Source organism: Vreelandella sedimenti, from assembly GCF_013416325.1.
GTDB classification, from domain to species: Bacteria; Pseudomonadota; Gammaproteobacteria; order Pseudomonadales; family Halomonadaceae; genus Vreelandella; species Vreelandella sedimenti.
This window is the reverse complement of the sequence record NZ_JACCGK010000013.1, coordinates 1-24437: the sequence shown is the minus strand read 5'-3', so window position 1 is coordinate 24437 and position 24437 is coordinate 1. Positions and strand designations below refer to the sequence as shown.

Below are 24437 nucleotides of genomic sequence, written 5' to 3'. Positions count from 1 at the left end.
CTGTGCTCTTCAAGAATATGCTTTGACAGCTAAAGCAGTGGGCTGATGTGACCAAATCATTTCAATATCTGACCTATCCATGGCGGCGCTTTTGACAAGCTCGACACCAGAGACTTTAACCCAACGGTTGATAACAGGATTTCGTAAAGCTGAGAAATGTATACATATGTATTGTCGCCTGTGTCGGAATGACTGCTTTGGGTCGCTAGCCGCGACATTCAGCCAAAAGCGGATGTCCGAGCGATATAAATAAATTTACCGTTTTCTTTTCTTCAATACGCGTGTAGAGACTCCCAAGGTGGCTTAACCTCAAATCGTACACTTAAATCAAGCTGAGATTTAAGCCAGACAAGTCTCAACGTAAGCGAGCTCCTGTGTAAGTTCAGTTGCACGTTTACGCAAAAGGTCTAATCTCTGTTGAGCAGCCAGTTGAACCTCAATTGGGGCTCTTCCAAGTCTTTCAATTTTTCCAGTTACCACGTCGATTTTTTCATTCACTTCATGAAGAAGGGCTTGGCATGAGGCTTGCTTTTTGTCTGGAAAAAGCTGGCACTCCAGTAAGCGGATTGCATCATATATTTTAATGACCTCTTGACTGGTTTTAGAGTGAACGAAATTCAAACTGTCCTCATCAAACGCATGATGTTCCTGGTTTTGTCCGCTCCAGTTAACAAGATCATTTTTGATCAAATTGAAGTGTTTGAGATCGTAGGAGATATGAGGCTCAACTAGCGCAAAAGTTTTTTCCAGACTGATCTGTAGATATATATTTTTCTTAAGATTGGATTTTCCAAACTTGGCAGTGATTGAGACCGAATGCTCTAAGCAATATTCAACCACCATGGACTCAAACCAGATTCGGCAGTAGATTAACGCCTGCCTCACGTCATACACCGCCAGGGCCTCGTGAACCTTCGCCTGGAACCCACCTGCGTAGTCAACAATCACGATACCCTTGTTTGTATAACTAAGCACGCAGCTGGAGTGCTGGTCAGCTTGTGGATGCCTTTCTGCAATGATGCAGAAACGCTCCCAGAAGAGACGATCATGTGTCGTGACCACCATTTGGGTACGCTTTAGGTACGGATCCGAAAAGAACAAGTCGATAATGTTGGAACGGTGATCGCTGTCGATAGCGTTTACCACATCATCGAAAACGATTAACGGAAATTTATTCTTCTCGGCCATCGCCAAGAGTAGCGAAAGACCCAGTGCCCGCAAATGACCTTCACTCAGAATAGAGAAAGCATCTAGGGACGTGCCATCAGCGTTCGAAATCTTTATCCGGTAGCCATCACTGGTTTTATCAAAACGGATAGACTCGATGCGCTCGTGCTCATCATCGTGGTCATTGATCGCTTTGTAATAATCGGCAGCCTTTTTCTCAATCCCAGCGATCCTCGACGTTTCTAAGGCAAGCTTATAGCCTAATAAATCGCTGTAAAGATTGCTGTATTCCAGCTGTAGTCGTTGGATGAATGAATTAAACTTCACATTGTCAGTATCCTCATTCTGAAGGGCGTTTCTTTGGAGACACAGACTCAATATTCTCTCACCCGCGCGGGTGTACGCTCGTTGCGAAGCAATCTTTTCAGTGAACAGTCCTCTAACGATCTCTTCTCTTTTCTTGAGAGTTGAAGCCTGCTCTTCAAGGTGCTCGATTCGCACATCAGCCTGCTTAACCTCCACATACTTCTGCTGACAAGCGCTAAAATAGGCTTCAATGCCTGCGGTGTCGACGGCTAGCAGCTGGGTAAAATGATCAAGCACCTGCGACGCAGCCGTTACTCTATCTGTCGCTGCTTGAAAATTAGAAATGGCTGATTGTAGGTCGCCCAAGTTTAATGAACACGAAACACCTAAACGCGTATTTTTATCAATCTCAGCAAGTCCAGTGGAGATTATTGCGGCAAGTTGAGCTATACGATGATCGTTGCGATGCTTAGAAATTTTGAGTTGTTCCAACATACCCAGTGACTGAAGCTCACACCGAGCTCTCTCGAACGGGTTTTCGGTCACACTATGTAACGGTGTGGAGCAAGCAGGACAGACATCACCTGTTCCCGTGTTCTCAATAGCTTCGAGGGCTTCATAAATAGCGCGATAATTGACTGCTGCCACGTTATGGAGAAACGCAGCCTCAATCTTCGATTTCCTGGAGAGTAAGCGAGTTGCGATCCAGCCAGCACGGCGAATTCGCTCCATCAAAATGATGGTGGGAGCCTCTGAAAGTTTTAGCCTTTCGGCTTTCCGGATTTTTAGCTCCGCCAGCTTCGTTAGACGCAAGAATCTGACACGCACAGCGCCTTGCTGATCCGTCGTCAAATCAAGATGAGTGCATACTTGATTGTTCAGCTCAATTATATTCTCGGCAAGGCAATCCCGCTCCTTAATTAAGGTCGCTCTCTCGCTGGCAACGTTAGCCAGGGCCTCGGTTTGATCTGGGCGAAGATACATATTCAGGTTGAAACTTTCTGGTTTCACAAACCGTGCAACGACGTCTTGGAACTCTTCGAGACCAAACAACGTGGCAATGACGTCACTCTCGTGACTGCCAGTATCCTTGGAGCCAAGCAATGAAAACTCTTGTAAGCGATTTCGATCAATAAAGCAGCTTGCCCAGGCGATGCTGCGAGTGACGGGCGCACCATCTGCCCCCACTAGGGACAGGGACATCTTACCCGCCCCTCTTGAGATGTATTGCCTAACCTTGGTCTTACGTCGATCCGACTCTTTTATGTGTCCCGTGGCGCCATACTCCAAGGCTTCACACAGCGAAGACTTTCCGCCTCCGTTAGGGGCATAAAAGATATTTTTGGTCTTACTAAACCTGAGATGGCTTCCTTTGTCCTCAGAAGCAAGTTCACCAAATCCCCTGAAGTTTTTTACCTGCAGATGTGCCAAGGGGCTCAAGCCAGAGGGGGCCACCCAATCAAGCTCAGGCTTAGCATCGAGGACCCTCTTGAAGCGTAATGCGATACGCTGGTAGTCCTTCTGAAGAAGTTCATCAGCTGCTGTGGTCAAGTAGGTTTTTATATGCTCAGAATAACGACCTTTACTTTGGTTGGCCTTGTAAAGGCACCAAAAGAGCGCTAGGTAGGCGTCCGATTTACCATTAAGATGACTTTTAGCAAAGCTCAAAAGGTATTGGCTCATCCCTTTCTCTCCCTGATGATGGGCATAGAGCAACAACTATCCCATTCATATGCCTAACAGCGTATTAAACTGCGCGTTTTATAATTGAATGAACGTGCCGGCATTTTGTTCCGGCAAACGCAGCCTGCCATATTCTCTCAAGCCTATATCCAAAACTCGCGCGCCTGCTGCATTTCCCGGAATGTCCGCTCAGGGTCCTGGCCGTGTGAAAACAGGAAATATGCCCTGACCCACGACATTCCCCTCCTTTTTCGCAGTGGGGCCTACTGATCCGCTGTTTCAATAATTGATTCTGGAGCAGCCTCTTTGCGTTATGAAGCCAGTATAATGTGCCTACTTGGCTTTTAAGGCTTCTTAAAACGCAGGTAAAAGGGCCCATTACGCCCTTGCAGCCCTTATTAAACCATTCACACCCAAGATCGTTATTACACGCTTCAAGTTGTAGGCCAACACATGAAGACTCATTTCCGTACTCACATTTTCAAGTCGTTTGGTCATGAAATGTGTCGCCCCCATCCAAGCTTTCAGCGTGCCAAAGGGATGCTCCACCGTTTGGCGCCTTAACCGCATCATTGCAGGGTTCCAATCCAGTCGGGATTGCGCGGCTTCAAGTACATCTTCGTGTTCCCAACGCTTTATCCGCCGCTGCTTTCCCGTCGTGCATTTCTCTCTTATGGAGCAACTTGCACATGACGAACTCCAATAAGCATGCAGCTTTTGTCCTTTCTCTTCAGTTTCAAACCGCCAAGTAAGCCGTTGTCCTGCTGGGCAAGAATATTCATTGCGCTCGGGTAGATAACGAAATGCCGACCTGGGAAAAAGCCCCTTTGCCTGACTTGGCGATGTCAGTGGCTTAGGGAGATAAGTCGTAATACCTTCCTCATGACAGGCCAGGATCTCTTCGCCTTTGAAGTAGCCTCTATCAGCCACAACCTTAAGCTCTTTATTACCGGTGGCTTTCCGAGCGTGCTTAGCCATTTTGAACAGCTGGCCTCGGTCATGGCCGACGTTGGTAACTTCATGAGCGACAATCAGATGGTGCTGACTATCGACCGCCGTTTGCACGTTGTATCCCACCGTTCCGGTACCTCTGCCACTCGTGGCCATAGCTCTGGCGTCTGGATCCGTTAAGGAGACCTGTTGGTCGGGTGACTGTAAGCGCTTCTCTTCAACCGCTTGTAATCTTGACGTCTCTTCTCTCAGCTTCCTGATTTTATCCTTTAGGTGGCTGGTCTTTGCCTCTGCCAATGCAGGCTCTTCGCGATCAGCCGCGTCAAGTTGGCCCAGGTACCGCTCAAAGCTTTCTTCAATTTGCTCAAGGCGACGCTTCATCTTGGTCGCCGTGAAATTACGATTACGGTTATTGACGGCTTTAAACTTGCTGCCATCGATCGCCACAATAGCTTGTGAGAACAGGTTTAAGCGTCGACAAAGCACGATGAACTCTCGACAAACACGGCGAATGGCCTCGCCATTATTCTTTCGAAAATCGGCAATCGTCTTGAAATCCGGCGTTAAACGCTCAGTCAGCCACATTAGCTCGACATTACGCTGGGGCTCGCGCTCTAACCGGCGGCTTGATTGAATACGATTGAGATAACCATAGATGTAGAGCTTCAGAAGAACAGCAGGATGATAAGCAGGTCTACCGGTGGCGTGGGGATCGACACCTTTAAAGCCAATATCTTTAAGATCAAGTCCCTCAACAAATGCGTCAATAGCACGAACTGGGTTATCTTCGGCGATGAAGTCGTCCAAAAGCGCAGGGAATAACGTACTTTGGTCTCGGGCTTCGCCTACCATGAATCGCTTCATCGCCATTTCCTCTACGGGCCTGGGCAAAGTATAGCGGTCACTACGTTTTCACACAGCCTCGGTCGTTATCTGCCTTAGCCATGCCACCAGAAAAAGCTATGGTAAGGTTATTCAATCGGCGCGCTCGGATCACCATGACTTAGCAAAAGGTCCGACCTGGTAAGCCTAAAAATTGTTGCATTCTGCATGGCCGAGGTAAATTTCGTTTTTACTTAGGTTGAACCAATTATCATTCACTTTAATCTGTATCGTTATCCACCTGAAGTTCAAATAAGTCTCCTACCTGGCAGTCAAAATACCGACATAACGCTTCCACAGCTTCGAGCTCTATCCGGCTTGCTGTTTCGTGATAGAGCCGTGTGATGGTGCCCCGATTAATACCGGTATCACGGGCCACATCAACGATTTTCAGTTTTCTCTCCCCCATGATTTTAGATAGATGGCATTTGATCATAATGTCTCTCTGTAAGTTTATTTGATCTTCTGTAGATCTAAAAGGCTTGCAAAAGACCTATTTTGGTCTAATATGATCTTCAGAAGATCATTAAGTGCCTTGGAAAGTTTTAATGAGCTTCTGAGACCTTATCACGAGGAGAGGAAAAATGTCTTATTGCTATCTAACAACATCTGAACTTGCTGACCGCATCAAGTACGACGCGCGCACTATTCGTGAACGCCTTAAGGACAACGTGTTGCTAGAGGGGATTCATTACATCCGACCGTTTGGCGGGCGCAAGATCCTTTATTTGTGGGAGCCGATCGAGCGGGATATGCAACTGCACTCTAAAGAGGAGAGTGTTGGCGTACCCATGGCAGGAGGAGGTCTTTGTTATGGGTAAGATACGAGTTAGAGAGAATGCTAATAAGCTATTTTTTGATTTTCGGTATCTAGGTAAACGCTGCCGCGAACAAACGTCACTAGATAACACGGCGGCTAACCGGAAAAAGCTAGAGCGAATCCTGGAGAAAATTGAAGCGGAGATTACGCTGGGCTCGTTTGATTATGGACGCTACTTCCCGGATAGCCCGCGAGCAAAAACGTTAAGCAAACGTGCGCTGACTACCTTAGGAGGTTATCAAGCGACGCCATTACTGCGCGGCTTTGCTGAGACGTGGTTTGCGGAGAAAGAGATCGAATGGCGCGAGTCACAGATCGTCACCGTGCAGGGATGTCTGGATCGACATATTTTGCCTGCGTTAGGGCATAAAGAAGTCGGCAGCATCACCCGTGCAGAAATTCTTGAGTTCCGGGCCTCACTCGCCAAAGTAAACACCCGGAGCGGCAAGAAACTCTCTGCCAGTCGCATTAACCACATCATGACGCCATTGCGCATGATGTTGAATGAAGCCGCCGACCGCTATGAGTTTAGCTCACCGTACCGCGGGATTAAATCGCTCAATGTGCCACGCACCGATGTGGAACCGTTTTCCCTAGATGAGGTGCAGCGGATCATCAGTAACGTCCGCGACGATTTTCGTCAGTATTACACCGTGCGCTTCTTCACCGGCATGCGAACCGGTGAGATTGACGGCTTAACCTGGGAGCATGTGGATTTCTCCCGACGCCAGATTCTTGTGCATCAAGCGGTGGTGAACGGCAAGGTTGTGCCCACTAAGAACGATGGGTCCTTTCGTGCGATTGATATGTCGCAGCCTGTCTTCGATGCCTTGAAGGCTCAGTTTGAAGTCACCGGGAAGACAGGTCTGGTATTCACCACGCGTAAAGGCACCGCGCTATCGCATCATAACGTCACTAAGCGCGTCTGGTATCCGTTGCTAGAAGAACTAGGGATGAATAAGCGTCGGCCTTATCAGACACGCCATACCGCGGCGACATTATGGTTGGCGGCAGGCGAGAGCCCCGAGTGGATTGCACGCCAGATGGGCCATACCACAACGGAAATGCTTTTCCGTGTTTACTCACGCTTTGTGCCCAACCTAACGCGCCAAGACGGCTCTGCGTTTGAGCGCATGCTTAACCAGAAACGCGCCTAGGAGATGACGATGAAACAGCACAATACTCTAAAATTGAACCGCGACGATATCGAACACTCCCTGCGCGTTACGGCAGCCCACCAATCACAGCGCCGCCTTGAACGGCGCTTGGCAGAGTCCTTGGCCGCTGCTACCAGCTTAGCTTCTGGCTGCGCGTTCGTGATGTGGCTTGGTGATGGGCAAGAAAACAGCAACCTGGATGCGTTAACGACCTGGGTAGGGCGCACCCTTCAACAACTTGGCCTTGACGCTAATCGCCAAGCGATCCCGAGTCTTCTTGCGGAATTAGAGCGCACGCTTTGGGCGTGGGAGGATCAAGCATGGCAGTAACACAGCAGCTAGTGTCATCGAATAAAGCTGGGCGTGAGTTTGAGGGCGCGCTATATGTGGCCGGTGTTGAAGGCCCCGAGTGGTTAATGCAGCATCGGGTCTGGTTGCTCTACTTGATTGGCCCCAATGGCAACTATCGCTTCTATCTCACCGACCGCCACTTAACGGGGCAGGGCGTGCCTAAAATGGGCCAACATGTTCAGGTGACGACCAAGTGGGCGCAATTTGTTAGCCAGAAGCTTTGTTTTATTAACGCGTACGAGGTGCTGAACAGCTAGGCTAATATCGTTGCTTAAAAGCCTACTTATCCCCACCCCTTTAAAACTAAGCGGTGGGGATAAGTTTTTAAGCGTCATCGCTAAGCAGGGCTCTTTAATTACCGACGTTTTCCTTACCGCCGTTGATTAATGATGATGACACTGATAGCTGCTCGTCGACTCCTAGACCCAAAACTAGCATTGTCATAAAGGCAGCGAATCGCAAGGCTTCCCATAAAGGTTGATGACGGTCTTTGTAATTCCCCCGCGTGATTTTGAGATTGGCATTCCCATGCCAGTGGCGTGTCCGGCCAGAAGGAGAGGGCGTTGGAATCAACTCAATACGCTCGTGGGGAATGTCGGTCGAATTGGACCAGTAACGTTTGATGCTCTTTTCTTTGGCCGCCATCTCGACTTCGACCACGAGGTAAACATGCTGATAACAACGCAGCGGCCGCAATAGTTCGCGGACACTATTAATGGCCTCAACACTGGGTAGCTCGATCTGTCCGGTGCTACGTTGCATATGATTGCGTAACGTCATTAGGCTTTCTTCCGCGATATCGGGCTGTGACTGATGCCAGTCGAGCAGGCGATGAAAAAAATGCCCGGCCTCTCTCAATACCTCTGGCTTGATAGGCGGTGCCATGCAGCGTTGCAGTTCTGGCATATAGATACGTTGCGATGCCACGCGGCGAGAACGGTCATTGCGGTTGTCTTCGCGACTAAACTGTTGATTGGTTTTTCGCGTTTTACGTTGCATTAATGCTTCGCCATGCTCCAACCAAAGAGAAAGCTGCCCTGGGTCGAGTACGAATCGGCTGGCTGTCTGGTGGATAGCGTCGCCAAACGGTATGCCGTGCATCTCTTGTTGTTCGACAAGCCGCAGGCTTTGATAAATCGTCGTGGCTTCGGGCCAGTCGAATGAGGCTTCCAAGGGGTTATCGAGCGGATTCTCGGTGGGCGGTTGATAGGGTTGCCATTCTTGCTCCAGAGGGTCATCTGCCAGATATGGCTGCCACTCATCCTGCAGATATTGCAATAGCACGCCGGCTTGCGTCTGTCCTTTGAGCCCGCGACGGTTACGCCAACTGCTCAACGCTGTTTTAGTCGGAAAATTAAGTAGTGCGAATTGTTGATCGATATTGAGGGTGGGGTTAAAACGTTCACGCAAGGCTTGCCCAAGGATCCAGTCGAGAGAGTGGGTGTACGAGCTAAGTGTCTCATCGGGGCTTGCATGCCCCGCCCAAAGTGCGAGTTGCCAAAGCCGTTTACGCGAAGGCCTATCTTGCGGCGCAAGACCGGCTAAGGCCGAAATATCGGCATCGGTGTTTGGCATTGCGATATTGCGTTGGTCATCCAGTACCCAGGCGTCTGGCAGTAGTTCACCAGGCATACGCTCCAACAGGCGCAGTAGCGTAAAGGTCACAAAGGAATGCCGTAGGTGGTGGTAGCGAAGAGTATGGTCGCCACTGACCGTTTTTAAGGCAGTTTGTATCGGTTTAAAAAGCACTTTATCTTCCAGAAGTAGACGGCCAGTTCCGCTGCGACAGAAAAGCAGTTGTTTAGTTACCTGCTGGGTAGTGATTTCCCCTTTGCGACGTTTAACCCAGTCGATAAGATCCTTTCGCTCTTCTGGCATCAGTAACCACAGCGGCAACCGTCGTGTTGCCGAATAGCTTTTACCTTTTCGGTAGTCATTAGATCGAATGATGATCTCGCCATCGAAAGCGTCGTTATCAAATAGGTAGGTGACATCTTTTATCTGCAGTCCCGCACACTCGCTACGCCGGATCCCAAGGCGGTAACCCAGTATTAAAGAAAGCTTTTGCATCGTGCGAAATCGCTCGGGCTGCTGTGAGGTGTCAATTAGTGCCAAGGCACGGCGAAATTCGGCGGGTGTAATGATATTCACATCAACGCGCTGTTTTTCTGCATTGGCACTGTCGAGGTCGATGTGCGGGAGTGCGTACGAATCAACGAGAAAATGATGAAATTCATAAAGACGATTTCGCATTTTCGCTCTGGAAGAGGAGGTTTTAGCACTGTTTAACACGTCTTCATACAACGCTTCCCACTGATCGGCACTGGCAGCTCGAACATCACCAAAGGTTTGACTGTGCGCTACCAGCGGGCGGGCAATGGTCGATAAATATGTTTCTGCAGTGCTTGCGACGAGTTTGGATTTAACCCGGCCACCTTTTTGCATCAGCTTTTTACACCAGTTGGCGAGCATCGTCACGATGACACCGTTACTATTTGAAACCGCTAGAAATGCGTTGATATTGTCGATTGCTTTACGTCTTCCCGTTTGACCCACCATAGAAGGGGAAAAACATTGCTGTAACTGGCGGAGCTGTTTTAGCTGGTCGGAAGGGGTAGTACTGGTCTGGTGAGTTGTTTGGAAGTCTAAGTAGACGTCTTCGTCGTGAGTCTCGACTGAGGTGGCGGTTAATACGTTGCGGTGAAATAAACGCTGCCATGAGGATGGACGTAACGAGAGCGAGGAGTCGGCTTTGCTTGCGTAGTGTGTCAGTAACGGTGGCATATCGAGAGCCGACGCTGTTTTTGCCATCGTCAGCAGAGCTGACATACTTGCTGGAGGTGTTTCGACAGCGATGTGTTTGATATAAAACATCAGGCACTGCTCGACAGGCACTATACTTTTGGAAGCGGATCGTGGCCAAGCGTTGCCTATATCCTGGTAGGTGTTTAAGAGTAGCAACTGGCTCATCGGGCTTAAACATAGTCGCCGATAATGAAACCGCAGCTCTTTTTCGATCGGTGTCTCAGAGGGTGATTTCGAAGACAGGTTATTAACAGATGCTTCATCTTGTTCCTTTTCTTCTTCGCCTGCATTAGTCGACTGAATGCAGTCCGCTAACGTGAGAAACCCTGTGCCTGAAGCAAAGGAGGTGCCTTGCTCAAACGCTTGAGGCATCTGTTCCAGGTAGCGCTTATTCAGCAGAGCACCTTCACGGATCAACTGAAACAACCATCGTCCCACCATCCATTTACTCAGCGCATTGCCGCTAAGATTTTCCACACCAGACATTGCGTCATGTTTTTCTACGAGGGCATCCCAACGATGCAGGTCTGAGAACGAAGAGGTGGTGACTGTTGGAGGCTTACGGACGACAGTGACCAATGGACTCGGGATCATCACACGCCATTTCAGCTTTTCATGGCCATTTTCCAAGCCTCTCACTAAAAAATTGTGCGTTTTGCGCAGTGCCTTGGGCGGCGTGTTTTGGTGCAGTGCCTCAAACACGGCAGAGGTATCTGCGTCTGAAAAAGAGAGGTTCGGTTTGCCTTCCATGACACCCGGAACCTTTTGTTCCAATGTTTCGAGAATACCCATCAGAAATTGATAGCGTTCACGATCGCGTTGATAGCGGCGTTTTTCTTGGCCATCACTAGACATTTTTTGAGGCCGTGGCAGTCGCCACCCTGACCAGAGTGGCTGGTCACTCATAGCGCCGCTCCTTTCAGTGCTTTCCAACCCTGTTTCACCATCAGAGGCTGTATAACTGAAGCGATAAGGTGCTGATATTCACGCGGGCAAAACGTCGAGTAACTGGCCCAAGGCTCTTGGCCAGAGTCCCAGTGGCCCATAAATGCATCGACAACTTCCGACGATAAGTGACTTTCTTTTAATTGCGTATGCAGATAGTGGCGGTTGATATTTAAAGGCGGGGCGTCGATCCAGTGCAACTGGTCATGTAGCCGAGTCGGTGTGACCTCTTTTGGATTGCCGTAGTGATCCAAGAACATAAACGGCGTATCCCACTGGTGTTGAAGATAAAACGCTAAGCGGCCAAGTAGACCTTGGCGATGGCGTTGATAGTGTTGTAGTTGCTCAACCATAAGGCTCGTCAGCGGCAAAAAACGCGCATGGCTTTGTTGATCATCGGTTTTGTCCGCAATGACGATCATGCGCCGCGATAGCGAAATATTGTTCCAGCTCGGCAGTGGGTCACGAACGCTTCGATAACCGGTCGAGAACATCAGCATGGCCACGGTATATGCCACATAAGCGTTGTGCATGCTGAACAGTGCGGCCGACCTTGCCCCCATTTTAGCTTCCTTAATCTGCTGCTGCATATTAGTGACAAGAGCGTTTACGTATGCTGTTCTGGGTACGAGGTTAGACCCCACATGGTTGGCTGCATCAGAGTGAGAAGTAGCGCATGCGATAGCATGGGAGGGCTCGGCTTCTGATGACGGATGAGTAGAACATTGCCGTGCGATGGCCTCCATGGCTTGGATATATTGCTGTTCCAGGCGTTTTATGTGCGGTGCATAATAATAAAGGGATGCTTGCTGGCCGAATGAGGGCACTCGCGCTGTTATTAAGCACGACGCCGTTAAATCTGCATCACCGTGGTTGAGCGTATTAAAAAGATGGGCACCCAAGCGGTGGACAGTTAACCGTGACCCAGTTTTACGGTTAATGTCAGAGAGCAGAACTTTCAACTCATTTTTTAGCTCTTCCCGATAATCTTTTGGAAACAGCGGTACAGAGCGTTTATTAACTCTTGATGCGACGTGGAGTGCTTTTAGCTTTATGAGCCCCCAAAACATTGGCGGGACTGGCAGCGTCAGGCGATCTTTTGTGATGCGCATGTGAGCGGGCCACTCTCCTGTCAACTGGCGACTACTTTCTGGTCGAAATACCCCTGTTACCCAACACGCTTGCTCACTGGGTAAAACGTAAATTGCTTGGTCTGTAATGAGCTTTGGGATCCTTTCAATGTGTTTGATTACTTGAGTGTCCAGCACACTGTCGAGGCTACGACCTGTCATTAACAGCAGTCCGACCACACACTGAAGCCACGGACGTAGCGAGGGTATTTTTTGTTCCAATTGCTGCATTAATTGATGAAGGTCAAACGCACTCAATTGCTCCCAGCGCCCAGGTAGTAGTTGAGCGGCTTTATCTTGAAATATTTGTTGGCTGCGTGCGCGAAATACCGCCTGTAACGAGCTGTCGCCCGCCGCAGCTTGGATCGGGGCGTCATTTTGGATCAGCTCAGTCGCGGGACTTTCTTCCACGGTACATAAACCGGAGGTACGCAGGGTATCTTTTGTTTTTTCGTCAATATCGGGTGGTAGGGAGATAGCTGAGTTGGCTGTTTCGCGCCAGCTTTCATCAGGGTCATCATCGAAGCGACGCTTTCGCTGTGCTATTGGCTTCTTATGGAGTTCATTAGGGCTCGTTTCTTGATAGCCGCGTAATGGTTGCCGATGATTAAGAGCATAAGCAAAAAAAAGCGCTAATTCTTTGATATAGCCTTCTTGTTGGCTCTTGTCATTATCCCCGATAAAAGCATCGCAGCGCTTGTACAGAATTTCCGTTGATTGATTTGGCGGTGATAACAAGAACAGCCAATCGTCATCAATGCGGCGGACCACTTTGCATGCAGATTCCAGATTTTTAAGGTAAGTCGTTTGTTTGAGGCGTTTATCGCGTTGTTCAAAGAAATTATCGCTGGATTCAGCAGTTTGCATATCTTTACGCCACTGACGCGCAGCATTAATGATGTGGGCGAGCAGGAGCAGGCGTTCATTAAGCTGTGCTATATCGTCGCGTTTTTTAATGAACTGATATAAAACACCATGAATAGGGTTTGAACCATGAATCCCTTTCTCGCCATGGCCTGGCTGTGATATCAGCGATAATTGACCACTGCTGAGCGCCTCTGCTAGCGCTAAAAGCTCCAATGAATCCCAGGAAGCCTTACCAATATTAGCAACTTGTGTGCACACCAACGGCAGTAAAGCCTGTATTTTTTCAAAAGAAAAATAGTCTTTACGGGGTTGAATCAGCTGCTCTAAAAGCGCATTAAGCTCCTCATTGTTTATCATGGTTTAACGTCTCCATAAAAATTTCGCCTGTTGATGCCAACGGCCTCACAAAAAGAAGATTTATTGTTGAATTTTTCAGACAGGGTAATTAACGCTTTGGGATCAGAAGAGGCAAGGTTTTCCCATAACGACATGATGTAGTGAGATAACTCTTTTGGAGAAATCGCATGGCACGTTTCTGCTGATAGCGCTAGCGAAAGTGCTTGGGAATCTGTGTTTTTACTGAGCGGTGCATCAACTAAAGTGACTCGAATTTTATCACTCTCGGAAAGACAGCGTTTGGCGATATATAAAGTTAGCAGGTTAGCAATACATAAGAGTTGAGTGTGATTTTTACCCCTTTTATTCTCATAAACTACCGGAGGATGCTGAAGTATATAAATTTTTATCGCCTTTTCAGACATGCGATGCACGTCTCGTAAGAGCGACGAGCGAGCTAGAAATACTCGTAGAGTAGGGGCCGATAAATGGTGACTTACTTCAATATGAGATAATGGAACCCTTCTGGAGCCACGGTCCTGGAGCATTAAAATACCTTTATTAATAGCTTTAAAAGTCACTCTATGTTAACTAAGTGATTCAGTTTTTAGGATATGTTCTCTTTATTTTTACTATTTTTTTTGATTAGTGCAACCCCTGATTTCGCATAATTTAATATAATTTTAGAGGTGGGCTATAGTAGCTAATAGAATTTGTATACTATTATTTTTTAACTAAAATATAATAGTATACAAATATTTAAGTTCTTGAATAATTATAGTATTCAATTATTTTATTAGGTCGCGCTGTATTTTATAAAATAATATAAAATACAATGCTACTTAAAGCAGCTTAATTGCTCACTCATTTTATACGTGCCAAGCTGCGCGCCACAGAGCGCTAAAAAACTGTTTTGAATCAGTTTCTTGCGACACTAAATGCGCTGATTTAGGTTTGCCGAAAAAAACGCTAATGACGGCTATTCCGTGCTTTCGGGGGCGATGCTAGACAGAATAGGTCATTCAACGTTTGTCATGTCCGGCGTTCACCCTCCGATGTGCAGAGTGCGCCGACTTATTTTCATAGTAATCAATTATTGTTAAAAAGTGGAAAAGCACTTACTGCTCCGGTTCGAATATTGTTTGTGTCTTTTGATTAATCCCTTTGAAGCCTAGCTATTTGTGGTCGGGAGCGACAACGCAATCATCAAAGGCACGAACTTCATAGACGAAGCCATCCAGAAGCCCAGAAAACAACGTAGCTTGGGATCGGGGTAGACCTGTGACAAAACGTTACCTCGATACTTTCCACGATCTGACAGGGGATAAAGTAAAGAGGATAGCTACGTTTTACATAGCCTGGGGCAGGAGCGGACGCTTGATACTAGCTGAACAACGTAATATGTAGGGAGGTTTATTTCCTTCTTAGTCGCGAAAGTAGTCATCACGTGCCACTAGTCCTAATTCGTCTCTCGCCTTGGTAGAAGCTACATCGTCATCTTCGCTGAATAAATTTTGTATGCGACGCTCCTGTTTTAGGTTCGCTATTGTGAGGAAAAAACAATCCTCACAGAGGTGCAGTTCGTATCGCTCACCATCATGCTTGGTGCCGTAGCCCCAATGCGCTTGAAGTGTAGCGAATTCCACCCCACCAGAAGTGACTTGAGTAGAACAGAGACATACATCGCACTGCACGTCGGTGACGGTTTCCATTTCAACCTTTTCAGTAACTTTCATCGCTATCTCCCGACCGACCCAACCAACTGACACCTTTCTCCAGCAAATAGCCCCGTACTTCGATTTGTGCCATTAGGGAATAGGTATCGAAAGGGATTATGAACGTATTTTTCACTATGAGTCCCCAGTAATCATGGGTCACTATAGTGCCGTAATTGCTGCAACGCTCGAGATATGCTTAGTGAGTTCTGTCCTTGCCCCAATCAGTCGAAACGAATTGTTATAGGAAAAAGCTCACCAGGAGATTATATGGTCGACCGTCTTATACCAAACGACTATCCCGAGCTTCGCCTCATCTGCTGGCATAAGCCTTCCGATCATCCGATGGATGAAGAAGAAGCATTTGCCATCTACGAACGCAATTGGCGCTATGTTGATCAAGACATGCTGACGGACGCTGAAAAAGCCCTCATTGAACGTTTGAAAAATACATACGGTAATGGGGTGATCAATGCATAGCAAAGCCGCTCACCATAAGCGTATCGTCAGCATTTTGCAGAAGCTGAATGGAACATTGTTGGCAGACACTCACTGCGTCTTTGCGGGCGGCACGGCCATTGCGTTACAAATGAATGATTTCCGGCTAAGCACTGATATCGCCTTCCTTTGTTCAAGCCAAGAGGGATATCGCCAGTTGCGTGGTCTCGTGGGCCAGTATTCCATGACGGGACTATCAGCTCTGTTCGATGAGACGGCACCCAGTTGAGGATGACCCGGGCAGACGGGTATGGCATTCGCGCTGTTCTAGAGATAGAGGGCCAACCAATTACGTTTGAAATCGTTAGAGAAGGCAATATTATCCTGGATGCTCCGACGCAGCACCTGTACGGCGTTCCTTTGATTACCAGAAATGATGCCTACGCCGCGAAGCTGCTTGCAAACGCAGATCGCTGGGGTGATAGAGCAGTGTTAAGTCGCGAGATCCTCGATATAGCGGCAATGATTAATGGATGGGGCGCGATCCCGACAGAAGCCGAAAACAAAGCGGTTATGGCTTATGGCGATAGTGCCCTGGATGCGCTTAAGTCCGGAGCTAATCGCCTACTGTGCAATGAGTCTTATCGCCAGAAATGTTTTCATGAGCTACAGATTGATGCTTCATTTCACTCTGAACTAATAAACACCCTAGACCAGTTATCAAATGGATTCGGTCTAGAAGGATTTTCCCCACCAGACCAAGGGCATTCTGGTCCATCAATGTAAGCCCCGGGCATGACAGCTAGCTTGGCAAAACCCTCAGGCTCAATCCTGGCCATGGATCACCTCCACATCTACTAGATACGTATTGCGCCCCACACGTTTGAGATCTGCCCAGGCAGCCTCAGGCGTCGCCATCTTGAGCGGCCGTCCAATGTCACGCATGCGCGGCAGCAGCTCGATGATGGGCCTGCTCGTATGAGTGAACTCAATGGTGCCATAAGGGGTGCGGTGCGTCCCTTTGCGGCCTGTTGTCATAATGGTTAGGCGATCGATGGGGATTTGTGAGATGGCCCCATATTCAGACAAGGCTGACTCCAGTGAGACGTAGCTGTACTCACCTCGGCGCATGGCCCGAGCAATTCGTTCCAGTCGGTATGAGTCGGGGGTGCGCGAAAGGGCGTAGTAATAGATGCCCCGGGCTACGCCTTCAAGGATGCCATTCTTACGCAGTCGGTTGATCCCTTCCTGAAGAGTTTTTGGGTTGTCTTCATGAAATATCTTTGCCAGGTCATTTCGCGTGAATACGCTTCGCCCGATTTTGTCCCAGCTGTCCAGTCGCTGCCGAGCTGTCAGATTCTTCACAAGTATACACCTAGACTATATATTTATAGTCTAGGTGTACAGAAATGTGCAAGCAACGACTGATCAAGATTTCAGAGCTATCGTCATTTAGCGATTGCTCCGATCCGGTACCGAGAGAGCGGTTCACACCAACCTCTCAGGCCGGAGGTTTTGAACCCAGTGCAGCAACGATCGCTAAAGCGAGCGTTTTAGGAATCTGAATATGACGTAGGATACAGCGACTCCCAATGCCTTCAGAAACACGACCTCCAGCAGCGATATTGTCGTTAGGCAAGCAACAACAGCAATGGCGATTAGGCTGTGCGATGGGGGATGCGCCAAATAGGGGTAAGAAGGCTCGGCCCCATAAATATAATAATAAGGAAAAGAGTTGGTTGTATGAACGCGATGCTGAGGATTTTGCTAGGGGCCGTTTTCCTCACCAGCTTGGTAGCGATGGTTTTTCTGGCTTGCCAGGTTATGTATATACACCTCTGTCTATTCTAGTAATCAGATCCATTACCTGCTGAGCATCCTCCTGTATGACATCAATGGGACGCTTCCAACCTAGAGCCAATGCTTCACTATGTAACCACTTGTCCGCTGCTGTTCGATCCCCACCAAACAGCTCGATAGCCGCCCTCCAGATGGCGACTGTAATTTCCTGCTTTGAGTCATCATCGCTAATCATCTTCTCATCATCCCTAGCAATTTTTTGTGAAACCGTATGTTCGATTTGACTAGGTGGTATAGGTGTTGTTTTTACGTATTCTTCTTTGCTAGACAGCATAGGAGTAAAAATAGTGCCTGACATAAGCATTTCCTCTATCTCGCCAGCCCAAAAGCACGTCTTCACGGCTTGGGTAATGGCGCAGCAAGCGTCGGGCCTCTTTCATCAGGAAGGGAAGTATCCTTACTCAGCTCAATGAGAAAGGCTTAGTCAGTATAATTGCACGCGTCCTTTCATAAGGTAACGTCATTAAACCACCCTCCTTGTTTCTAGCAGCCCTTGTATCAAGTATATCTCACAATCCCCCTGGCCTAAGCACAGCTCCAAAGGTGGAAAGGACATTCTGAGAATTAATGCTGCCCTAATAGTGGGAACCGTAAAACAGCCCTCCATGGAGTCCACCTGAATGCTCCCTGTTGCCACATGAGAAAGCTGAATTCATGCTAGAGCTGTTGTTAAGGCTAAACCAGAAAGCTAAGAATAATGTAAGTGATTTAAGTTACAGCCGATATTTCATCTCAAATATGAGTGATATGTTTTATCAAGCATTAGACTAATGTCGATATTGCCAATCGTGGAAGATATTAACTACCTTGTAATCTATTGCATGCAAGCTTGCATGCAAGATGAAACTTACATTGAGGGTGGTTAAGTGGCTGATAATTCATACAATATTGCTGTGCTTTCTGGCGATGGTATTGGTCCTGAAGTGATCGATAGCGCGTTAAAGGTGTTGGGGGCTGCAAGCGAGAAACACGGTATTAATCTTCTTTACCAACATTACGAAGCAGGAGCAGAGTATTACGAAAAAAATGGTGAATCGATTTCAATGCATACAATGGAGTCAATTGGCAAAGCCCATGCTGTTCTATTGGGTGCCATGGGGCTGCCTCATATTCGAAAGTCTGATGGAACCGAAATTGCTCCGCAAATTGATATCCGAGAGCATTACGGACTTTTTGCTAGCCTACGACCAGTTAAGCTATTCGAAGGAGTTGGAGCACCCTTGAACTCCGGTAAGGCTAATATGCTTGTTATTCGTGAAACTACCGAAGGACTATTTGCAGGTCGTCATGACAAGCAAGAGCCAAGTGATGAAACTGTAAGCGATCGTTTAACTATTACCCGAGCCACCAGCGAAAAGCTCTTCACATTAGCTTTTGCTCAAGCACGCGCCAGAAAAAAAGGTGGTAGTGAGGGGCGGGTAACGTTGTTCGATAAAGCTAATGTGTTGCGCAGTAATGCTTTCTTAAGAAAGATTTTTTATGAAGTCGCTGAAAAAAACAGTGATATCGAAGCCGATCATCTTTACATCGATGCAGCCGCAATGATGATGGTACAAGACCCCAGTCGTTTCGATGTAATTGTTACCGAGAATGTATTCGGCGATATAGTTTCTGAATTGGGGGCAGGTCTCGTTGGCGGTTTAGGAGTGGCGCCTTCGGGAGATGTCAGTGAAGAGCACGGTGTATTCCAGCCCAGCCACGGCACTGCGCCAGATATCGAAGGGAAAAATATTGCTAATCCCGTAGCGACTGTCCTGTCTGCAGCAATGATGCTTGATTGGCTTGAAATGCGTAACGATGACCAGAAGTGCAAGGCTGCTGCCGACGAGATAAGAGCAGTGACTGAAAAGCTTCTAGCCAAAGGAGTTAAAACCGCAGATATCGGTGGTAACGCTAGCTCTACTGATATTACGCAAGCGTATATCCAAGAAATTCAGAGCAACTAAAAGGAGCAGCAATATGTCTCGCGTTGCAATTGTAGGCTGCGGCGCCATGGGGTCAGTATATGCCGGACTGATGGCTGACTCTGGGCATGAAGTAATCGCAATCGATATATGGCAAGAGCATGTCGATGCTATTAACCAACATGGTCTTCGTGTTGAGGGGGCTAGCGGTAATAGGACAGTTAATATTAAGGCAACCAATTCTACCGTAGGGCTTCCAACCTACGATCTAGTCATCATCGCTACAAAGGCGTTTGACGTTAAGGCTGCATCAAATAGTGCCCGCACACTAATCGGTAAAAATACGGTGGTGCAAACGATACAAAATGGAATTGGCGCGCAGGAAAAAGTTGCTGAAACAATTGGCGAAGAGCAACTGGCAATTGGAGTTGTAGGAGGCTTTGGAGCATCATTTAAGGCGCCGGGTCATGTACATCACAACGGCATGGAAATGATTCGTTTTGGTGCATATTCAAATCTATCAGGAGAGCTTTTAGAGCAGTCAGCAGCCATCTGGGAATCATCTGGGTTTAAAACTCAGTTATTTACTGATGTTCAACAGATGCTTTGGGAAAAGCTAATAATGAATGTGGCTTTTTCGGGTACAACTTGCAGTACGGGGTTGACTATTGGTGAGGTCATAGCGAATAAAGATGCTTGGGATCTGGCTAGAAAGTGCTCGCTCGAGGCTATAGAAGTAGCTAACCGGCTAAATATTAAGATAGATGTTGGTGATCCAATTGAGCATGTGAAGAAATTAGGCAGTAAAATTCCAAATGCAAAACCATCTATGCTTTTAGATCATTTGGACAAAAAACGTTCAGAAATAGATTATATAAATGGAGGAATTACTAAGATTGCCAGAGAAATTGGTTTAAACACACCCGTTAACGATACTGTAGTTAGCATTATTAAAGCAAGAGAATCTTCGTATCTAATTTAATGCAAGAGCAGTGATGCATGTAGATACAACAATACAAATACAATCAAAACCCTGAAGTAAATGGAGTATAATATGAAAAAACTTATCTCTACCGCTACTACTAGCTTAGCTCTACTATTCGCTTTTAATGCACAAGCTGACACTATAGAGCTGCGTGCAGCAACACTCTCACCTCCTGGAGATGTATGGGGACTCGCGGGTGAAAGGTTTGCAGAAGCGGTTAAGGAAAGAACCAATGGTGAAGTAGTTATTAATATGTCCTACTCCGGTGCACTGGGCACGGCAGCAGAGACCATTGAAGGCTTGGCCTTTGGCACAACTAATATTGTTATTCAAGAAGTAACTCAACTTGATGGATATGATCCTTTAGCGGGGCTAGGTACTTATCCTTACTTGATTCGTGACTATGAGCATTTTAATCAAATTATGCACGAAACTGAAGTTGGTCAAGAATTTCATGACGAACTTGAATCTCGGACTGGCTTTAAACTGATTGGTTCAGGTTTCCGTGGGCCTCGCGAAATGGCAGCGAACGAAGAGATCAATACGCCTGAAGATCTTAAAGGGATGAAAGTTCGCGTGCCTAGCTATCAGATCGCTCGTGACACTTGGAGCATGCTTGGAGCCAATCCTGTACCCATGTCTAGCAGTGAAGTATATACAAGCTTACAACAAGGCATTATTGATGCAGCTGAGAACCCGCTTGAGGCACACATTCGGTCAAAATATTATGAGGCTGTTCCCTATATTATAATGACTGATCATGTCAATGCTTACTATACCTTCCTGTTCGATGCTAACTATTTCGATGGTTTGCCCGAGGATGTACAACAAATCCTTATTGAGGAAGGTGATAAAGCAATGGAGTGGGGGAGTGAGCAGATCGTAAGTAAGATTGATGGTTACATTGAGATGCTAACGGAGCAAGGGGCAGAATTTATTTACCCTGACAAGGAAGCTTTCCAAGAAAAACTTAAGCCTCTTATAGATGAATATCCACAGGATATGCAAAATTGGATTGAGCGTTTTCAAAGTGCAGGTCAATAATAGCCAAAAATAAAAAAATCAATAGGCGGTTCTCCCGCCTATTGATATGGAGGCGGTAAATGCAGTCAATATTACTTTTTTTTCATCGCTGTTTATTAAATATATTGTTATTGATGTTTGGGCTGATGGTGATAGTAATTATATGGCAAGTGTTCTCACGGTTTGTTCTTGATAGTGCTCCTGTTTGGTCAGAGGAGCTAACAAGGTACATGCTTGTATGGGTCACTTTGTTGGGAAGTGCTTACGTTATGCATGATAAAAATGGCCATATAGCCGTAACTTTCTTTGCAGACATGCTTCCTCCAAAATTTCAAACCTTTCTATCAGTTATACGCTGTATATCAACTTATATTATGGCGGCGGCTCTTACATACTATGGGTACCAACACGCATTATTAGGCGAAAGAAGAATATCAACAGGGCTAAATATAACAATGGACTACGCTTATTTCTCAATACCTATAGGAGGGGCGCTAATCGCATTTTTTTTAACATTAGACCTTTTAACTAAGAAGGGAGCTAAGACATGACTATTGTCCTTTCTTTGGCGATTATATTTTTTATAGTTATTGGTTTGCCGCTTGGATTTGCTATCATTTTAAGTAGTTTCCTTGCACTTTGGTACGATGGGGGGATTAGCCTGTACATCATCCCGCAACGTATATTCGCAGGTATTGATAGTTTTTCTCTGCTAGCAATTCCATTTTTTCTTCTTGCTGGTTCATTAATGACAGCAGGTGGATTAAGCGATCGTATAATTAATTTTGCGAATGCTTTAGTAGGGAGGTTTAAAGGTGGGTTAGCAATAAGTAATGTCATTACGTCTATATTTTTTGGTGGTATTTCTGGCTCTTCCGTAGCAGATACAAGTGCAATAGGTGGAACATTTATACCTGCAATGAAAAGGCTGGGTTACACATCAGAATATAGCGTGGCTGTTACTATAGCCTCGTCACCATTATCCCCCCTAATCCCACCGTCTATCGCTTGGATAGTGTACTCATTTTTAACAGATACTTCTATTATCCGCCTTTTCATTGCAGGTATTATTCCTGGTCTATTATGGGCACTAGGACTCATTGCAATGATTATTTGGACCGCGAGGAGAAATAACTTTCCCACACATGATAAGGTGTCCTTTAAAGAATTAACAAAAAGTTTTGGCAAAGCTTTAACATCTTTATTGATGCCTTTAATTGTACTGGCAGGAATACTTAGTGGTGTATTCACTGTAACCGAAGCTTCTGCCTTTGCAGTAGTTTATGCTCTTTTTGTAGGGACCATCATACATAGAGAGCTATCGATAACAAAAATTATTGGCTCTTTAAAAGATTCATTTAGCACGACGGCTGTAGTAATGTTAATTCTCGGTAGCGCTAACTTGTTTGGGTGGATACTTGCTTATGCCAATATCACCGATATAGTAGGAGCTTGGGTATCTGGTATTTCAGAAAATCCTTTAGTTTTTCTATTAATGGTGAATTTTGTTCTATTAATTTTAGGCTCTTTTATGGAAGTTAACGCTGCTAAGGTGATGCTAGTGCCAGTTCTATTTCCTACTGCTATTGCTTTAGGAGTAGATCCTGTCCACTTCGGTGTAATAGTCACAGCTAATCTTTGCTTAGGTTTGATAACTCCCCCTATAGGACTATGTTTAGCTTTAGGTTGTAGGATAGGAGAAATACCATTAGAGGCAGGAGCAAAAGCAGTATTTCCTCTCTTTTTAGTGAGCCTAATCGTTATATTGCTTTTAACGATTTTTCCACAGCTATCTTTATGGTTACCTAACCTTCTACTAAACTAAAATCACTTTTTATTAGTAGTAGCACATAGACTTAATTTTGCATATGATAATTTTTTAATACTAAGGGCCTATCTGAAGATAGGCCAAGGTTTTAACAAGTAGCAAAATAAATATATATTTGATTTTTATATTGATAGAATTTAATATATCAGTAAAAGTTGGATTAAATTTATGTTAATAAAAGATTAGGTCTTCCATTAATCTGATAGTCGATTGTCTAGAAAATTAAAGAGTTTTAATTAATTTTTTTGTCTTTATGCAATATCTAAATGAAGGAATATAGAAGTAGAGCATCTTACAAAAACTTTTAGAATTAACCTTTCCTTTTAAAACGGAGAGTTGGTGTTGGAGCTTAACCATGAAGCCTTTTCAAGTATGGGTATAAAAACTTCCATGCCGCGATAACGATGGTTTTCTAGTGCCAGGCGGGCTTCTTGAGAATTTCTTTCTTTGATAGCTGTTAATATTTCTTTGTGATCTTGATTGGCTTTTTCAATACTTTCCTTTGAGCGAATCGCAACAGTTAACAGACGTGCTCGGTGCGCATGTTCCATTACGCTTCTGGCCATTTTTGATAAGTACGGATTGCCGCAACCTTCTATTAAAACTGAATGAAATTCGTCGTCAGCTTGTGCCCAGCCTTTGATGTCATCATTGAGGAATGCTATTTCAGCCTTTTGGCTAGCTTGGTAAAGCATTTTGTCGACATTAGTATCATTGATATCCTTGGAAGCTAACTGAAGTACCGCCGCACTTTCAAGTGCCATAAGTACCTGATAAACGTTTTTCATTTGATTAGTTGTTATAGGCGCTATTTGTATCCCTTTACGAGGCAGCAAACGAACCCAGCCCTCCTGCTCAAGCATTACGATAGCCTGATGAACAGGAGTTCTGCTCATGTTTAGCTGAGTAGCGATTTGCTGCTCCGCAGCTTGTAATCCTGGTGAGAAATGGCATTCAATTATTGCCTGCTTTATCTTGCGATACGCAGTTTCTGCCAATGGCATGTTTTCAGAAGATTTCAATTTTTTCATGTATGAGTTCTTTTGAGAATCTTAATTGATATAAGCAACAGTAAATGTATACAATTTTAACACAGGTTCTTGAATATGGACAAATTTATGACGGCACATCAGGAGATCTTAGCGTGACAGTTGATATAGTTGCTTCTATAATGTCATATAATGTGGTAAGTAAGAGCTAGAAGTATTTATTCATAAATAATAGATTATACTGGTGCGGAAAACCTAGTTTTATAAGTGAATCCGCATAAGTTATGGTGTATAA

At 46.0% G+C, this 24437-nt stretch carries 22 protein-coding genes; 12 read left to right on the top strand and 10 right to left on the bottom strand.

Annotated features, from left to right (window positions below; genetic code table 11):
• Positions 1–339: 339 nt before the first annotated feature.
• The 3 genes from HZU72_RS15185 to HZU72_RS15175 all read right to left on the bottom strand — a co-directional run bounded on the left by HZU72_RS15185 (position 340) and on the right by HZU72_RS15175 (position 5425).
• On the bottom strand, positions 340–3156 hold the full coding sequence (locus HZU72_RS15185) for an AAA family ATPase (RefSeq protein ID WP_180093542.1): 2817 nt from the start codon (positions 3154–3156) through the stop codon (positions 340–342).
• A 378-nt stretch (positions 3157–3534) separates the two neighbouring features.
• Positions 3535–4971 carry an IS1182 family transposase gene (locus HZU72_RS15180; protein ID WP_180093540.1) on the bottom strand — a complete coding sequence of 479 codons (1437 nt, stop codon included), beginning with the start codon at positions 4969–4971 and terminating at the stop codon, positions 3535–3537.
• Between the two features lie 238 nt (positions 4972–5209).
• Positions 5210–5425, bottom strand: a complete 216-nt coding sequence (locus HZU72_RS15175; RefSeq protein WP_180093538.1) for a helix-turn-helix domain-containing protein — start codon at positions 5423–5425, stop codon at positions 5210–5212.
• A gap of 148 nt (positions 5426–5573) precedes the next feature.
• On the opposite strand from HZU72_RS15175, the gene HZU72_RS15170 reads away from it, so the two are divergent.
• From HZU72_RS15170 to HZU72_RS15155, 4 genes are read left to right on the top strand one after another with little or no spacing between them, the layout of a single operon-like run.
• Complete coding sequence (locus HZU72_RS15170) at positions 5574–5810, top strand: hypothetical protein (RefSeq protein ID WP_071694560.1); 237 nt, start codon at positions 5574–5576, stop codon at positions 5808–5810.
• Positions 5803–6966 carry a site-specific integrase gene (locus HZU72_RS15165; protein WP_180093536.1) on the top strand — a complete coding sequence of 388 codons (1164 nt, stop codon included), beginning with the start codon at positions 5803–5805 and terminating at the stop codon, positions 6964–6966. Before HZU72_RS15170 ends, HZU72_RS15165 begins: the two co-directional genes overlap by 8 nt.
• A 9-nt stretch (positions 6967–6975) precedes the next feature.
• On the top strand, positions 6976–7296 hold the full coding sequence (locus HZU72_RS15160) for a hypothetical protein (protein ID WP_180093534.1): 321 nt from the start codon (positions 6976–6978) through the stop codon (positions 7294–7296).
• On the top strand, positions 7287–7574 hold the full coding sequence (locus HZU72_RS15155) for a hypothetical protein (RefSeq protein WP_180093532.1): 288 nt from the start codon (positions 7287–7289) through the stop codon (positions 7572–7574). The genes HZU72_RS15160 and HZU72_RS15155 overlap by 10 nt, the downstream gene beginning before the upstream one ends.
• Positions 7575–7668: 94 nt before the next feature.
• On the opposite strand, the gene HZU72_RS15150 is transcribed toward HZU72_RS15155, so the two are convergent.
• From HZU72_RS15150 to HZU72_RS15135, 4 genes are all read right to left on the bottom strand, one after another.
• On the bottom strand, positions 7669–11028 hold the full coding sequence (locus tag HZU72_RS15150; RefSeq protein WP_180093530.1) for a tyrosine-type recombinase/integrase: 3360 nt from the start codon (positions 11026–11028) through the stop codon (positions 7669–7671).
• Positions 11025–13421, bottom strand: a complete 2397-nt coding sequence (locus HZU72_RS15145) for a hypothetical protein (protein ID WP_180093528.1) — start codon at positions 13419–13421, stop codon at positions 11025–11027. Before HZU72_RS15145 ends, HZU72_RS15150 begins: the two co-directional genes overlap by 4 nt.
• The gene (locus HZU72_RS15140) at positions 13418–13825 is read right to left on the bottom strand and encodes a hypothetical protein (protein WP_180093527.1); all 408 of its coding nucleotides are present in this window, start codon (positions 13823–13825) and stop codon (positions 13418–13420) included. Before HZU72_RS15140 ends, HZU72_RS15145 begins: the two co-directional genes overlap by 4 nt.
• A gap of 999 nt (positions 13826–14824) precedes the next feature.
• Complete coding sequence (locus HZU72_RS15135) at positions 14825–15136, bottom strand: hypothetical protein (RefSeq protein WP_180093525.1); 312 nt, start codon at positions 15134–15136, stop codon at positions 14825–14827.
• Positions 15137–15385: 249 nt separating this feature from the next.
• Here HZU72_RS15135 and HZU72_RS15130 point away from each other — a divergent pair, with 249 nt between their 5' ends.
• The 3 genes from HZU72_RS15130 to HZU72_RS15120 are packed head-to-tail and all read left to right on the top strand — an operon-like array spanning position 15386 to position 16339.
• Positions 15386–15595, top strand: coding sequence for a hypothetical protein (locus HZU72_RS15130; protein ID WP_180093523.1), 210 nt, complete (start codon positions 15386–15388; stop codon positions 15593–15595).
• Positions 15588–15842: a nucleotidyl transferase AbiEii/AbiGii toxin family protein gene (locus tag HZU72_RS15125; protein WP_180093521.1), complete on the top strand. Its 255-nt coding sequence runs from the start codon at positions 15588–15590 to the stop codon at positions 15840–15842. Before HZU72_RS15130 ends, HZU72_RS15125 begins: the two co-directional genes overlap by 8 nt.
• A 2-nt stretch (positions 15843–15844) precedes the next feature.
• Positions 15845–16339: a hypothetical protein gene (locus HZU72_RS15120; protein WP_180093519.1), complete on the top strand. Its 495-nt coding sequence runs from the start codon at positions 15845–15847 to the stop codon at positions 16337–16339.
• A 39-nt stretch (positions 16340–16378) separates the two neighbouring features.
• Here the strand turns inward: HZU72_RS15120 and abiEi are convergent, their stop codons facing one another.
• Positions 16379–16918, bottom strand: a complete 540-nt coding sequence (gene abiEi, locus HZU72_RS15115) for a type IV toxin-antitoxin system AbiEi family antitoxin (RefSeq protein WP_180093517.1) — start codon at positions 16916–16918, stop codon at positions 16379–16381.
• 457 nt (positions 16919–17375) lie between these two features.
• Positions 17376–17711 carry an MbcA/ParS/Xre antitoxin family protein gene (locus HZU72_RS15110; RefSeq protein ID WP_180093515.1) on the bottom strand — a complete coding sequence of 112 codons (336 nt, stop codon included), beginning with the start codon at positions 17709–17711 and terminating at the stop codon, positions 17376–17378.
• A 568-nt stretch (positions 17712–18279) separates the two neighbouring features.
• Here HZU72_RS15110 and HZU72_RS15105 point away from each other — a divergent pair.
• The 5 genes from HZU72_RS15105 to HZU72_RS15085 all read left to right on the top strand — a co-directional run bounded on the left by HZU72_RS15105 (position 18280) and on the right by HZU72_RS15085 (position 23150).
• Entirely contained in the window at positions 18280–19359 is a 1080-nt protein-coding gene (locus tag HZU72_RS15105; RefSeq protein ID WP_180093513.1) for an isocitrate/isopropylmalate dehydrogenase family protein, read from the top strand.
• A 13-nt stretch (positions 19360–19372) separates the two neighbouring features.
• A complete protein-coding gene (locus HZU72_RS15100) occupies positions 19373–20299 on the top strand; it encodes a ketopantoate reductase family protein (RefSeq protein WP_180093511.1) in 927 nt (308 codons plus the stop codon).
• A 72-nt stretch (positions 20300–20371) separates the two neighbouring features.
• On the top strand, positions 20372–21346 hold the full coding sequence (locus HZU72_RS15095; RefSeq protein WP_180093509.1) for a TRAP transporter substrate-binding protein: 975 nt from the start codon (positions 20372–20374) through the stop codon (positions 21344–21346).
• Between the two features lie 59 nt (positions 21347–21405).
• Positions 21406–21876 carry a TRAP transporter small permease gene (locus HZU72_RS15090; protein ID WP_180093507.1) on the top strand — a complete coding sequence of 157 codons (471 nt, stop codon included), beginning with the start codon at positions 21406–21408 and terminating at the stop codon, positions 21874–21876.
• Positions 21873–23150, top strand: a complete 1278-nt coding sequence (locus HZU72_RS15085) for a TRAP transporter large permease (RefSeq protein WP_180093505.1) — start codon at positions 21873–21875, stop codon at positions 23148–23150. Before HZU72_RS15090 ends, HZU72_RS15085 begins: the two co-directional genes overlap by 4 nt.
• Before the next feature lie 326 nt (positions 23151–23476).
• Here the strand turns inward: HZU72_RS15085 and HZU72_RS15080 are convergent, their stop codons facing one another.
• Positions 23477–24184 (bottom strand): GntR family transcriptional regulator, encoded by a 708-nt coding sequence (locus HZU72_RS15080; RefSeq protein ID WP_180093503.1) that lies wholly within the window; start codon positions 24182–24184, stop codon positions 23477–23479.
• Between the last annotated feature and the right edge of the window lie 253 nt (positions 24185–24437).